The 14,008-nt window shown below is 70.7% G+C and carries 10 protein-coding genes and 1 pseudogene; 3 read left to right on the plus strand and 8 right to left on the minus strand.

Translation table 11 applies throughout. The features are described 5' to 3' along the window. Positions 1-234: 234 nt before the first annotated feature. A complete protein-coding gene (locus tag ACZ5TL_RS16915) occupies positions 235-759 on the plus strand; it encodes a GNAT family N-acetyltransferase (RefSeq protein ID WP_468590541.1) in 525 nt (174 codons plus the stop codon). A 117-nt stretch (positions 760-876) separates the two neighbouring features. Here ACZ5TL_RS16915 and gap read toward each other — a convergent pair whose 3' ends face one another. The 5 genes from gap to ACZ5TL_RS16940 form a co-directional block, all read right to left on the minus strand. After that, complete coding sequence (gap, locus tag ACZ5TL_RS16920; protein WP_468590542.1) at positions 877-1,875, minus strand: type I glyceraldehyde-3-phosphate dehydrogenase; 999 nt, start codon at positions 1,873-1,875, stop codon at positions 877-879. 111 nt (positions 1,876-1,986) lie between these two features. Then, positions 1,987-2,943 carry a GlxA family transcriptional regulator gene (locus ACZ5TL_RS16925; RefSeq protein ID WP_468590544.1) on the minus strand — a complete coding sequence of 319 codons (957 nt, stop codon included), beginning with the start codon at positions 2,941-2,943 and terminating at the stop codon, positions 1,987-1,989. A 31-nt stretch (positions 2,944-2,974) separates the two neighbouring features. Continuing rightward, positions 2,975-4,609 (minus strand): ABC transporter substrate-binding protein, encoded by a 1,635-nt coding sequence (locus ACZ5TL_RS16930; RefSeq protein ID WP_468590546.1) that lies wholly within the window; start codon positions 4,607-4,609, stop codon positions 2,975-2,977. A 5-nt stretch (positions 4,610-4,614) separates the two neighbouring features. Beyond that, complete coding sequence (locus ACZ5TL_RS16935) at positions 4,615-6,678, minus strand: ATP-binding protein (RefSeq protein WP_468590547.1); 2,064 nt, start codon at positions 6,676-6,678, stop codon at positions 4,615-4,617. A 63-nt stretch (positions 6,679-6,741) separates the two neighbouring features. Further along, on the minus strand, positions 6,742-7,722 hold the full coding sequence (locus ACZ5TL_RS16940) for a hypothetical protein (RefSeq protein WP_468590548.1): 981 nt from the start codon (positions 7,720-7,722) through the stop codon (positions 6,742-6,744). Between the two features lie 532 nt (positions 7,723-8,254). Here ACZ5TL_RS16940 and ACZ5TL_RS16945 point away from each other — a divergent pair. Next, positions 8,255-9,868 (plus strand): alanine/glycine:cation symporter family protein, encoded by a 1,614-nt coding sequence (locus ACZ5TL_RS16945; RefSeq protein WP_468590549.1) that lies wholly within the window; start codon positions 8,255-8,257, stop codon positions 9,866-9,868. Between the two features lie 63 nt (positions 9,869-9,931). Here the strand turns inward: ACZ5TL_RS16945 and ACZ5TL_RS16950 are convergent, their stop codons facing one another. Then, a complete protein-coding gene (locus ACZ5TL_RS16950; RefSeq protein WP_468590550.1) occupies positions 9,932-11,680 on the minus strand; it encodes a PucR family transcriptional regulator in 1,749 nt (582 codons plus the stop codon). Between the two features lie 334 nt (positions 11,681-12,014). Between ACZ5TL_RS16950 and ACZ5TL_RS16955 the strand changes: the two are divergent. Further along, positions 12,015-12,224, plus strand: a pseudogene (locus ACZ5TL_RS16955) (hypothetical protein); the annotation flags it as partial. Here the strand turns inward: ACZ5TL_RS16955 and ACZ5TL_RS16960 are convergent. Both ACZ5TL_RS16960 and ACZ5TL_RS16965 read right to left on the minus strand, forming a co-directional pair. Further along, complete coding sequence (locus ACZ5TL_RS16960) at positions 12,210-12,362, minus strand: hypothetical protein (RefSeq protein WP_468590927.1); 153 nt, start codon at positions 12,360-12,362, stop codon at positions 12,210-12,212. The pseudogene ACZ5TL_RS16955 and the gene ACZ5TL_RS16960 overlap by 15 nt on opposite strands. A gap of 43 nt (positions 12,363-12,405) precedes the next feature. Beyond that, a complete protein-coding gene (locus ACZ5TL_RS16965) occupies positions 12,406-13,659 on the minus strand; it encodes a lactonase family protein (protein ID WP_468590552.1) in 1,254 nt (417 codons plus the stop codon). Between the last annotated feature and the right edge of the window lie 349 nt (positions 13,660-14,008).

A 14,008-nucleotide genomic window follows, 5' to 3' on the forward strand; every position in this document is an offset into this window, starting at 1 on the left:
TACTCAAGTCGAAGCCCTCACGCTTTGGTGATGTGACGGACCGTCCGGGCAGAAACGTCCGGAATGCTGAGACCTGACCACGGTCTCGGCAACGGGATCGCCGTCTCCCGCGTTCGCGATGGCCTGCCAGGTCCGGGAGATCAGCCCTTAGCATTCAACACCCATGATCTTTGCCGTTGTTGAAAGTGAGAGCTGGGTCCGTGTTGAACCGAAGGCGGGAGCTGGGATCTACACATGCGTGATGAGGAACTGCAGACCGCCCGGCTGTCGCTGCGGCGTCCGAACGAAGCTGATATCGGGGCGATCTTTGGGATCCATAGCGATCCCGGGACCTGCGTGCACAATCCTTCTGACGCGCTCACCCGGTTCGAGGAGGCGGAGGAGCTCTATCAGCGCTGGAACGACCAGTGGGAGCGGTGCGGGTACGGGTACTGGGTGGTCCGGTGCCATGGCTCTGATCAGCAGCTGGGCTTCTGTGGGATCAAGCCCATGGACCTGCACGGGACGCGGGTCCTCAACCTCTTCTACCGCTTCGCCACCTCGGCATGGGGTCAGGGTTTCGCGGGCGAAGCCGCCAGTGCGGTCACGGCCTGGGCGTCCCTGCGCGTTCCCGATGTCCCCCTGATCGCCAGAGTCCGACCGGCCAACACGGCTTCCCAGCGCGTGGCGATCCGGGCCGGCCTGAGCCGGGCGGAGCACCTCGACACCATCGGATACGACGGTCCCGACTGGATCTACGCGGTGAGACTCCCCACCTGAACAGCCTCGCCCCGTCATCCGGTGCGCACGTCGACCTCTCCGGCTCGTCGCGGATCCAGGGGCGGCTCCACCACCGCGGGGCTCGATGAGCGCCCCTGGTCGCGTCTCGGGGTCCGGTCAGCCGGTGGCGAGGAACTCCAGTGTGTCGATCACGCGGTTCGAGAAGCCCCACTCGTTGTCGTACCAGGCGACCACCTTCACGTGGCGGCCGTCGACGCGGGTGAGGGCCGAGTCGAAGACCGACGAGGCGGGATTGCCCACGATGTCGGAGGAGACGAGCGGGTCGTCGGAGTACTCGAGGACGCCGGCGAGCGGCCCCTCGGCCGCGGTGCGGTATGCCGCCAGCACGTCGTCGCGCGTCACGTCGCGGGCGACGGTGGTGTTGAGTTCGACGATCGAGCCCACCGGCACCGGTACGCGGATCGAGTCGCCCGACAGCTTGCCGTCGAGGTTCGGCAGCACCAGGCCGATCGCCTTGGCGGCGCCGGTCGTGGTCGGCACGATGTTGACGCCGGCGGCACGGGCGCGACGGGCGTCGCGGTGCGGACCGTCCTGCAGGTTCTGCTCCTGCGTGTAGGCGTGCACCGTCGTCATGAACCCGTGCTCGATACCGGCGAGGTCGTCGAGCACCTTGGCCAGCGGGGCGAGCGCGTTGGTGGTGCAGGAGGCGTTCGAGACGATCGTGTGCAGGTCCGGGTCGTAGGCGCCGGTGTTGACCCCGAACGCGAGCGTGACGTCGGCGCCGTCCGACGGCGCGCTGACGAGCACCTTGCGGGCGCCCGCGTCGAGGTGGGCGCGGGCGGCCTTGGCCGAGGTGAAGCGGCCGGTGGCCTCCAGGACGATGTCGACGCCGAGTGCGGCCCACGGCAGTTGCGCCGGTTCGCGCTCGGCCAGCACCGTGATCCGGCGGCTGTCGACGACGAGGGCGTCCCCGTCGACGGTCACCGGACGCCCGAGCCGGCCGGCGGTGCTGTCGTAGGCGAGCAGCCGGGCGAGCGTGGCCGGCTCGGTGAGGTCATTGACGGCGACGATCTCGAGGCTGCTGTCGCGCTCCAGCAGGGCGCGCAGCACATTGCGTCCGATGCGGCCGAAACCGTTGATGGCGATGCGAGTCATGAATGGTGTCCCTTCCCCGTACGGGTGCCCGGCTTTGCCCCCAGGCTCGCCCGCGGCTCACGCCGCTGACAGTGGCGGGATCGCCATGGTTCAAAAGGATCCCGCCAGGGGCTACTGGCCCCGGGTGAAGGTGCGCCGGTACTCGCTCGGGGTGGTGCCCAGGATGCGCTGGAAGTGCAGGCGCAGGTTGGCTCCGGTACCGAGCCCGACGTCGGCGGCGATCTGTTCGACGCTGAGCTCGGAACGCTCCAGCAGTTCTCGGGCCAGGTCGATGCGGGCGCGCATCACCCACTGCATCGGCGTGTAGCCGGTCTCCCCGACGAAGCGCCGGGAGAACGTGCGCGGCGAGACCCCCGCCTGCCGCGCCAGTATGGCGAGGGTGAGGGGCTCGCCGAGGCGGTGCAGCGCCCACTCGCGGGTGGCGCCGAAGCGCTCGCCGAGCGGCTCGGGCACGCTGCGGGGTACGTACTGGGCCTGGCCGCCGCTGCGGTAGGGGGCCGCGACCAGACGGCGGGCCGTGTGGTTCGAGGCGGCCACTCCGAGGTCGCCGCGCAGGATGTGCAGGCACAGGTCGATGCCGGAGGCGGCGCCGGCCGAGGTGAGCACGCTGCCCTCGTCGACGAACAGCACGTTCTCGTCGACCTGGATGAGCGGATGTCTGGCCGTGAGGGCCCGCGTGTAGTGCCAGTGTGTCGTGGCGCGCCTGCCGTCGAGCAGGCCCGTGGCGGCGAGCGCGAAGGCCCCGGTGGAGATCGCGGCGAGCCGCGCGCCCCGGGCATGAGCGGCGATCAGTGCGTCGACCACAGTCCGCGGAGGGTCCTCGCGGTCCGGTCGCCGGTAGCCGGGGACGAAGACGATGTCGGCCCACGCAAGGGCGTCGAGGCCATGGGCGACCGAGTACGACAGGCCGTCGCCGCCGGTCACGAGACCGGGGGCCGCCCCGCACACCCGCACCTCGTACGGCATGCTCGCGCGGGTCGTGAAGACCTGCGCGGGGATGCCGACATCGAGCGGCTTCGCGCCCTCGAGGACGAGGACGGCGACGCGATGCAGGCGGGAGGCTGGCACGGGAAGAGGCTACGTGGGACCGGGGGGTCCGTCAGGGACAGGTGCCGTTGAAGATGTCCTCGTAGCTGCGGTAGGTCCCGGCCGCCTTCGTCTTCGCGCCGGAGGCCGGTTCCGGGTACTCGATGACGGGCACGGGCTTGCAGACCGCCCACTTCCGTGTGTCCGGAGAGTCGTCGAAGCCGAAGGTGCCGCTGGCTCCCCGTACGCAGTTGACGCAGCTCGCCCCGGACCGGGTGCCGAGGATGTTCATGTTGATGACGGTGTTGTACACGTCGTCATGCCGCGGCAGGACCGCGGCCCCGCTGGTCTCCGCCTCTCCTTCCCTCTCCTCCTTCTCGCCGTTGATGTCGTCGTACGCCCGGCCGGTGGCCTGGGAGAGCACGGTGAAGGCGTCGTAGTACATGACCGCGTAGCCGTCGTCCAGAGGCTTGTTCCCCCACGGCTTCCTGTGCTCGTGTGCCGAGTCGTTCAGGTTCGCCCGCAGCTTCTCGAACTGCTTCAGGAAGCCGCGCGGCCCGGCCGGGAGCTTCTCGTTGCCCGCCCAGGACCGCGTGTCGACGGAGGCGGCGTCCACGAGGGTGATCCGGGCCTCCCGCAGCTGCTCGGTGATGTCCGCCGTGGTGGACTCGGGATCCATGCCGATCCCCACCTTCAGGATGCGCGTCGGCTTCCCGTGGTCGCAGGAGGGTTCGTTCGCCAGCCGGTCCACCAGGTGGGGCAGATCGTGATCGCGTCCCGCGAAGAAGACGGTGTCCGCTTCGGTCAGACAGATGCTGCGGGCGGTGTCGGAGAAGCGCTGGGGGACGCCCTTGTCGTCGCCGGTCAGTCCCAGGTAGGACGCCTGCCGCTGCTTCAGCCCGTACTCCTTGCCGAAGCGCGCCAGGAAGACCCTGCGCAGGTCGGCGGAGTAGCTGTCCCGCTCTCGCCGGTCCGAGACGAGGAAGCCCGTGCCGTTCCCCGGGTTCTTGTCGAGGTACTCCCGCAGCGCCTCGGCGTAGAGCTCGTTCGACGGGGACGTCTTGAAGAGGTACCCGGCCTCCATGGTGGTCGAGGTGAGGACGGGGCCGATCGCCGGGATCCGGTGAGCGGAGAGGGCCTCGGCCGCGGCGAGCGTGTCCGGAGTGCTGCTCGGCATGCCGAACACGCCGACCAGCGGTGCCTTGTCGTCGGTCATCCCGGCGAGCCGGCCGACGACGGGCTCCCACTGGTCCAGGTCCTTCCCGTCGTGGGCCAGCAGCAGTTGGTAACCCGGCCCCGCCTGCGCGTTGGCCCGCAACTGGCCGGCGTGGGCACCCGCCAGTGCGCGGGCGATCTGCTCCGTGCTCATGGTGCTGGTGGCATCGCTGGTGAACGGCATCATGAGGGCGATCCGCACGTAGGGGATGCTGGCGTGCCCGTTCTCCGGGTGCGTCCAGCGCCTCTCAACCCGGGCGTTCTCGTCCGCCACGGCGCGTATCAGGCCCTCCAGCTCCGGATCGCCCCGCAGGACCCCGGCGGTCACGCCCACGCACTCGTCCCCGGCTGCCTCCAGGCCGTCGCCGCACTTCCCGGGCAGCAGCCGTACGACCGCGAAGGCGACCGCCGCGAGCAGGACGACGCCCACCGCGAGGACGACCGCCTTGTCGGCCGGTCCCAGAGCACGGTTCCTGAAGCGGTTCAGCAGCACAGTCCTCACTCCTCGTCTCGGGCGGAGCCGTACCTCGGGTAGGGCCTTCGCTCGCGCGCCGCGGCCGGCCAGGCCCGAGCGGCCTCGTTGAGCACGGCGCGCCCTGAGGGATGCCGCATCGACAGGAACGCCAGCTCGGAGCCGAGGTCGTCACACAGGCCGGGCAGGGGCTCCGCGTAGGTCTCGGAGAGGTACCAGAGCGTGTGCAGCAGCCTGTTGACGGACCTGCGTACGTCGTCGGTCTCGGCGTAGCGGTGGTCATGGGCACCGCGGGCGATCTCGGCACGCTCGTCGGTCCATCCGTCCGACGGAGGCCGGGGAGCCTCGGCGATGTACCGGAGGGTGTCCAGCCAGCGGCCCGCCTCCCAGGTGCCGAAGTACCCGGTCAGCGCGCTCACCACCGGCTCCGCTCCGCCCGCCGCCAGGGTGTGCCGGAGCACGTCGGGTTCGTGCCCGGCTCCCCGGGCCGCGTGGTGCTCGCGCAGGAGAGCGTGCAGGTCTTCCCAGCGCCGTCCCGGCGGGGCTGCCGCGCAGGTCGTACGGGCCTCGTGGAGCAGCAGGGCGCGCAGGAACGGGTCGGAGACGAAACCCGCGGCGGGGGCGGCGCCGTCCGTCCCGGCCGTCCAGTGCTCCTCCTCCAGGTACTGGGCGGCGGACGGGAGCCCGGCGCCCGGGAAGCCGCCACCGGCCGGTGCGGACGCCGGCACCAGCGCCTGTGCGGCCTCCCGGTCGCGGGCCAGGGCGAGCGGTATCAGGTGGGCGCGCAGCTGGGGCTGCGGTATCAGCTGCTCCAGCAGCACCTCGGCGACCGGCCGTCCCTCCTCGGCCGGCAGGTCGAGCAACTCCTCCGGCGTGACGGCGCGCCGTCCACTGGCGCGTACGACCGCCTCGCACAGCATCCTGCTGCCCTGCGGGTGCCCCTGGGTCAGGGCGTGCAGTGCCGACGGCAGATGGCGGTGGAGCGGGCCCTCGGCCGGGTCGAGCATCAGCAGCAGGTCGTCGTGGGTCAGCGGTGTCAAGGGGATCACGAGCAGTCCCGCCGACGGCGAGCCGGGGACGGTGCGCTGCCAGCCGGAGGCGTGGAGCAGTTCGGGCGGTTCGCGGCGCGTGGCGTCCGGGTAGAGGTCCGCGCCGTCGCCCAGCCGGGTCGCGACGACGACCAGCGGGTCGCGGGTGCCGGTCTCGGGCGCGGCGCGGTGTTCGAGCAGCAGGCCGAGCACGCGCTGTCCGGCGGCGGTGTGCGCGTTGTCCAGCAGGACCAGGGGGCGCGGTGTCCGGTTGATCCGATGCCACCGGCCGTGGGCGTCGGTGAGGTCTTCGAGGAACGCGGCGATCAGGGTGTGCTCGACCGCGCGCTGGAAGTCGCCGCCCTGGTGGAAGCGCAGGCTCAGCCGGATCAGGGCGGCTTCACCGTCCTCGGAGCCCGGGAAGCGGCTCTGGTACCACTGGTGCACCGACCGTTCGGCGCGGCTGCGGGTGTGCCGGCTGAAGTACTGCTGGACGACCGCCTCGGTGACGGGAGCCAGGTCGTGCCGGCGCCGGTCCGGGTCGGCGAGGCGGTCGCTGACGTCGTACGTCCACTGGCTGCCGTCCGCGTCGGCCGTGTCCTTCTCGAGACCGCATGCCACGAGGAGGCGCGCGATCCGGTCGCGGGCCAGCGACTGTTCGACCTCGCTGCCGCGGTGCCAGCTGGACACGGCGAACAGTCCGGGCAGCAGACGGGAGAACCGCAGCCGCCCGGCACCGGGGACCACGGGCGCCAGCCGGCACACCAGTTGCTCCAGGATCTCCACCACGGCCGACGTGTTGGCCGCCGTGGAACCGGACCACCGCCCCTGCTCGATCTGCGCGGCATCGACCCTGCCGAGCGGAACGCGCCCGCGGTAGGCCTCTTCCAGGGAGTCCAGGACCGCTGTCCTGCCCATGCCGTGGCGGCCGGTCAGCAGCGTCACGGGGAGGTCGTCGCGGTGTTCCTGGGGGACGAGTTCCCGTCGGTCGGCGGCCAGGCCGACCAGCCGGGGCACCAACGCGCGCAGGATGGAGTCCCGTGCGTACAAGGGCATCGGCATCGCCCTCTCCCCCGTTCTGCCACCGTCTCCGGTGTCGTTGTCGTTCTGGGTGCTCCCGTCGGCTCAGCTTCCGAGCAGCCTCCCCAGGGCCTGGCCGACGGCGTCCAGCAGGAACTGCCTGCCGACCGTGTCGGGGGCGCTGCCCAGCAGGCGTCGCATCCCCTCCATCAGCCCGCGTTGCCGGTCCGGCCCGGGGGTACCGTCGCCGCCGCTGTCGTCGCCGCGCGCCAGGGCGTCCGCGCTGCGCAACAGGGCCGCGCGGGACTCGGGTTCGAGGTCCAGTCCCGGTGCCAGCTCCGCGATGAGCCGGGCGAGGTCGGCGGGTGCCAGGGCGGTGTGCACCTCGATGCTGTGGTGCACGCTGTTGTCGGAGTCGCCCTGGGTGATGTGCCCGATCGTCTCGGCCTCTATATGGGTGTGCTGGGCGGGTCGGCGGCGCTCGCGCTGCTGTGCCACGTACGCGACGATGTCGGAGGAGCCGCTGAGCACGGCGCTCACGCCCTGCGAGGTGAGGGCCACGTGTGAGCCGACGTCGTTGTGGAACGGCGGCCCCTCACAGGTGATCAGGTCTTCCTCGGCCAGATAGGTGAGGGCCCGGGCGACCTCGCTCCGGGAGAGGGGTTCACCGAGGAAGAAGACGTCCGGCGAATCGAGGAACCCGCTGATCCGCAGCGGCTGCCGGTGCGGGTTGGCGTGAATCCAGTGCAGTACGGCGCGTGCCGCGTGACGGCCCCGCTGGACCGAGTTCGCGCGCAGGGCCTGCAGCCCGCGGGCCCGCTCCGCCCCGGCGGTCCGGAGTGTCACCACGGGAGCACCCGTGTCCGTGCCGTGTCCGTCGTGGGAGCTGATCAGTTCCTCGGCGCTGAGATGGCCGACGATGGCCCGGACGGCGCTCATGGGAATGCTCTGCCAGGAGCCGAACTCCGCGCAGGAGACCTGGTGGCCCGGCTCCCCCTCCGCCCTGTCCCAGATCCACAGCAGGAGGCGGGGGCCGTACCTCTCGACGTACGCGGCGAAGCCGTCGTGGTCCCTGAACGCGGGCACTGAGGCTGACAATGACGGATCCTGTTCGTCTTCGCACCGACGGCTCAGCTGCGGCACATACCCCGTTTTCCCTCCTGTAATCAGGTCGATTCACCTGACGCAGAGATACAACACCGTCTTGGCCGCCGCCCTCTGGTGGCTGCGCAGGGATCGGCCAGAAAGTCGGGTCACGCTCGAGCGCCGCCACAGCCTCTGTGGGCTCAGCGAGGCGGATGATCGGCTCCTGGGTGCCAACGAGATCGTCCACGGTCTCAGACTGTCGGAGCGGCCCCCTCCGCCGCTCACGGTCTCGGCCGGGCGATTCCTCCCGCTTTCCAGCCGGGAGCTCCATCGGCACCTGGTGGACCCGGACGGTCACATCGACGGCGTACCGGCCGGTTCTTTGTGCACTTGTACCGGAACTCGGGCACGTGCCGGCTCCTACGGTTTCCCAAACCCGCGGGGCACCGGGCGATTTCCCGGTGGTGACGCCCCCAGTTCGGGGCCGGCCGGCCCCGTCACGGTCGACGGGTGGCCGGAGGAAAGGATCGCAATGCATCGGATTCAGGCGCTGCAGCCCGGGCTCGGGGGTGCCCGCTTCCAGGCTCAGGGGGCGGAGGACGGCATCCTCGGGCAGACGGAAGACAAGATCAACTCTTTGTTCGATCCGCTCGCCAGGGGACTCGGGGACTTCGTCTTCGCCGACGTCACCGTCTTCGGGCTCACGTTTCCGTGGATCGTCGCCTGGCTGGTGGTCGCCGGTGCGGTCTTCACCCTCTACTTCGGTTTCATCCAGTTCCGTACCCTCAAGCTCTCCCTGAACCTCCTGCGCGGCCGGTACAGCAGGCACGACGACCCGGGCGAGATCACCCACTTCCAGGCGCTGTCCTCGGCGCTGTCGGGCACGGTCGGTCTCGGCAACATCGCGGGTGTGGGCGTGGCGGTCACCATCGGCGGTGCCGGTGCCACGTTCTGGATGGTGCTGTGCGGCCTGCTCGGCATGGCGTCCAAGTTCGTCGAGTGCACGCTCGGCGTGCGCTACCGCGACGAGCACCCGGACGGGTCGTTCTCGGGCGGCCCGATGAAGTACCTGAGCAAGGGGCTGGCCGAGCGGCTGCCGGGGGCCGGCGGCCGGGTCGTCGGCAAGGTGCTCGCCGCGCTCGCGGCCGTCATGATCCTGCTGTTCGGCATCGGCGGCGGCAACATGTTCCAGGCCAACCAGACCGTCACCCAGATCCGCAACATCACCGGCGGCGGCGACGGCGCGCTCGGCGGCAGCGGCTCCGCACTGATCATGGGGATCGTGCTGGCCGTCGTCGTCGGTGCCGTGATCATCGGTGGCATCAAGTCGATCGGCAAGGTCGCCAGCCGCCTCGTGCCGGGCATGGCCATCATCTACGTCGGCGCCTGCCTCATCGTCATCCTGACCAACGTCACGTCGGTCCCGTCGGCGTTCGGCTCGATCTTCCACGAGGCGTTCACCGGTGAGGGCGTGGTCGGTGGTGTCATCGGTGCCCTGATCGTCGGCTTCACCCGCGCCGCCTTCTCCAACGAGGCCGGCCTGGGCTCCGCACCCATCGCCCACTCCGCCGTGAAGACCCGCTACCCGGTGACCGAGGGCCTGGTCGCGCTGATCGGGCCGTTCATCGACACGGTCGTCATCTGCACCATGACCGCGCTGACGATCGTGATCGCCGACAGCCCGTTCTGGAACGAGGCCAAGGCCCAGTACGCGGCCGACGGCACCACGGCGGACGGCGTGACGGTCACCTCCACGGCCTTCGAGACCGTCCTGCCGTGGTTCCCGAACGTCCTCACCGTGGCCGTCCTGCTCTTCGCGATCTCGACGATGATCACCTGGTCGTACTACGGCCAGAAGGCGTGGACTCACCTGTTCGGCAAGACGAAGACCAGCGAGCGCGTCTACCAGCTGATCTTCTGCCTGTTCATCGTGATCGGCGCGGTGCTCACCTTCGGCAGCGTGCTGGACTTCACCGACGCGGTGCTGTTCCTGCTGGCCCTGGTCAACATCGTGGGCCTCTATCTCCTCGCCCCGTTCGTCAAGCAGGAGCTGGCCCGGTTCCGGGAGGCGCTGCGCGCCGGTGACGTCGGTGAGCGAGGCGCTGCGGAGGCACGGGTGCAGGCCGCGGAGGAGACCACCGGGTAACTCCCGGCCGGTCCCCGGTTCGGCGGCGGCCGCCTGCGCCCGCCGGATCCCTGGCTCCCCGGCTCAGTGCCCGTACGACGACGTGTGTGACGCGTTCCGTACGGGCACTGTCTCCGTCTCCAGCAGCAGCTGAAGGTGCGCGAACAGGCACTGGTGCGGGTCGGCCAGGTCGATGCCGCTGATCGTCTCAGCTCGCTTCAGCCGGTAGCGCAGGGTGTTGGTGTGCAGTTGCAGGAGGCGGGCCGCCGCCCGCATGTTGAACTGCGAGGCAAGATACGCCAGCACGGACGGCACCAGTCCGCTTTCGTGCTCGCGGTCGTGGGCCAGCAGCACGGAGATCCGCGGGTCGCGCAGCCGCGGGTGCTGCTCCAGCAGGGCGAGCGTCTCGCCGACGAGGACCTCGGAGCGTACGTCGGCAATGGTGGCCACGCGCGGATCGCCCTGGCGCGTGATGATGCCGAGCACTTGGTCCGCCTCCGCCTTCGACGCGGCGATCGAGTCCAGCCCGCCGACCACCGAGCCCACGGCCGCGCGCACATCGAGGTGCAGGCGTTGCCCGGCCGACCGCACGATGTCGCCCGCCAGCCCGGCGACGATGCCCTCGCCCGCCCCTTCCGGCAGCCCGGGCAACAGCATGTACACCCGGCTCCCACCGGCTGCCACCAGGGCCCGGCGCCGGAACGCGCCGGCGTGCACGGTGACCAGGCTGGTCATCTCCGCCCGGCGCAGTTCGAAGGCCGGGCGATCGACACAGGCGGAGTCGTCAGCCCGGGCGGAGTCCGACGGGGCGGAGTCCGTCGAGGCGGGGGCCGGCGGAGCGGAGTCCGGCCGGGTGAGGTCCGTCAGGGCGAAAGCCACCACCGCCGCCGGTTTCGTCAGCTCGGCCCCGATACGGGCGGCGAAGGTGCGCGGGTCGATGTGCCCGTCGAGCATCCGCCCGAGCAGCGCCTCCTCCACCTGAAGGTCGGACGGGGTCCCGGTCCGATGCCGTACGAGGAGCAGGGCCGCGGCACGGGCAGCGCCGACCAGGGCCTGCTCGGCCGTGTCGGACAACGAACCGCTGCCCTCCTGTACCCAGATCGAGCCCAGCCACTGATCCTGGACCCGGATACCGATCGCCAGCCGCCGCCGGATCCCCAGCTCGGCCCGCTCTTCGACCCGCACGACCTCGCCGCCGGCCCGCAGCCGCTCGAACACACCCCATTCGCGCAGCAGCGACAGGTAATGGGCGGGGCCCTCCCAGCCGAGGATGGAACGCCGCCGCAGCTCGTCCACCCCGTCGTCGGAGCGGGAATAGGCCACCACGCGGTTGCTGGCATCCTCGATGCTGATGTTGCCCCCGGTGAGGGCGGCTACGGTCTCGGCCAGCGCGAAGAGGTCGGCGGGCCGCTCGGCGGGCTCCGGCTCACCGGCCCGGCGTGTGTCGGCGATCACGCGTCTGACCAAGGAGTCCAGGTGCGCCCAGCGGACCTCCGGGCGGATGCCGAGCACCACGGTCCCGGTGTCCTCGGCGAGCTCCTTCAACGTCTCCCGGCCGTCGTCCGCGTCCATCTTGACGACCACCGCGGCGGCCCCGCGCCGGGCGGCGGCCCGCGCCACGCGCAGCGCCCGGCGCCCACGCGCGCCGATGATCAGCACCAGATGCGCCTGGTACGGCTCCGGCTCCTCGTCGGCGTCGAGGATGGCCACGTCGCCGACTTCGACGTCCTCCAGCCCGGGGGGCGCGGCGACCAGGTCGATGACCGGCTCACCGAGCGCGAGCAGCAACTGCCGTATGCCCGCGCCGGCCGGAGGCGTCGCCGTCTCGTCCACGATGAGTAACCGTCCTACCCGCCCCCGTTGGAAACAGGACAAACATACAAAGAGGCGGCGAAGACGGGAAGCCCCCCGCGGCACGAGTCCGCCGACTCCACGACTCCGCCGACTCCAGGGCCACCCCGACTCCAGGGCGGAGAAGCGCAGCCGGTGATCCACTTGCTCGACACGTCCGGCCTGGTCCGGCTGCTCCGGGAGCCAGAACGACGACGAGTCCGCCGAGGACCCCGATCACGATGCCGATACCGATCGCGCTGCTGATGCCAGGGCGCCGGAGCGCAGGCAGGAAACTCCTGTGCGCCGGCTCGCGCACCTCTGCGATCATCCCCGAATGGCGCACAGTCTCGAGTCGCTGGTCATCCGGCACACCCTCCGCCTTCCCTGCCCCAAGGGCTCTGCCGGGGAAGGAACCACCGCCGCGCGGCAGTTCGATGCGGCGCTGACGACCGTGGGCTTCAAGCTCTCGGCCGAGCTGCTGGAGCGGTTGTCGGGGCTGTCCGAGGCCGCAGTCGTGCACACCGCCCCGTCAAGTGCCCGCTCCCGCACGGGGCTCGCTCCGCGGGACGCCGAGGTGGTTGTCCCGGGTTCCGAGCTGAGGGGTGGCCGCGAAGAACGCGAGGACGGCGGTGCCGTCCGGATCTGCGGGGGTCACGGACGCCCCGGCCTGGGGGACAGTCACCTTCCAGTCCCCCATGCCCCGGGCCGCATGCGTACGCGGTATGTCACACCGCGGCGATGCCTTCCATGCCCGACTCGTCGAAGGCGGGCAGCCCCTCAGCCGTGGTGACCTTCGTGAGAGCGCCGTCGGACTCGACGCGGAAGCCGTCCACGGTGCCGGAGACGGCGTTCTGGACGTAGACGAACTTCTCGTCCTCCGTCACCGCGAGGTCGATCACCCCCTGCGAGTTCGAGGAGGGCGGCGTGGCTACCCCGACGTCGTTGGTCAGGGAGAGCTCTCCCTGCTCGTCCATGCGGTAGCCGCTGACGGTGGAGTTGCCGGTGTTGCCGCCGTAGAAGTAGTTGCCCGCGCGCTCCAGCCAGCACAGGACCTCCTGCCCGTTGGCGAGGGGCTCCTGAAGGACCTCCAGCCTGCCGTCGTGCTTCACCTTGTAGGTGGTGACCGTGGACTTCTCGGCCTCGGCGACCAGCATCCGCTTCCCCGTCCTGTCGAAGCTGATCGCGAACGGGACACCGCCCGCGGACTCGTTGACGACCGGTTCGGAGACGGCCGGCAGGCCGTTCTTCTTCAGCGGGAAGACCTCGACCGTGTTGGCCGCCTTGGTGGTGACCACCAGGTTGCGGCCGTCCGGGGTGATCTCGACCTCGCCGGGCGAGGTGTCGAAGCGCGGTACGTCCTCGTTGTTCAGGCCCAGCGAGCGGTGGGAGCCGTGCAGCGGCTCGAGCCCCTCGCTGGTGATCTCGAAGCCTTGGACGGAGCCCTCGCCGCCCGCGTTCATGACGTACGCGACCTTGCCGTGCACCGCGATGCTGGCCGGGAACTCCCCTCCGGAATCCACGATGTGGCGGTCCTTCAGTTCCTGTCCTTCGACACGGAACGAGGTCACGGTGCCGCTGCCCGCGTTGACCGCCAGCAGCATCCCCGAGGCGTCGTCGTAGACCAGCGAACCCTGGGAGGCGAGCGAGTCGGTGGGAGCGTCGACCTGGTCACCGCCCTTGCCGCCGGTCTCGTGGGTCCCCGCGGGTTCGAGCTTGCCGTCGTCATCTCGCGCGAACACGTGGATCGTGTTGCCGTCCAGCTCGTTGCCCTGGACGAAGACGGCGTGGTCGGCACCGGTGCTCCCGGAGTACTGGCTGGCCGAGGCCAGGGACACGGCGACCGTGGCCGCCCCGGCGATGGCGAGGGCTCCGCCGCCCATCACGATGCGCCGCGTCCTGGACTTTCGCCGGTGACCGCGGCCCGCTCCGTCCTGGCCGCTCTGCCGATACCGATCACCGTGACCGCTGTGCACGCTCATGTTCCGTCTCCTTCAGCTTCGTTGCCCATGGCACCCGCATCCGTCATCCGTGTCTGCGGACGGGACAAGAATGACCAGTGGGTGGGGTGGGAGGAGAGGGGAACGAGTTCCGCGTCAGACTCTCGTAAGCGGTGGCTCTGCCCCGGGCGAAGGCTCGGCGCATGCGCTGCACCGATCCCGACGCGGCGTTCCGCGCCCGAGCGGCGGCAGTCGCCTGCCTGGCGGTCATGCACACGGCATTGGTGCGCCGGGCCGAGGACGACGGACGGACCGAGCTTCCCGGCCTGATCGCGCAGACGCTCGTCGCCGCCTTCGATGATGACGTCTTACGCGCCCCGAGTTGGCCATG

The sequence above is a fragment of the Streptomyces sp. NPDC033136 genome, assembly GCF_055578235.1.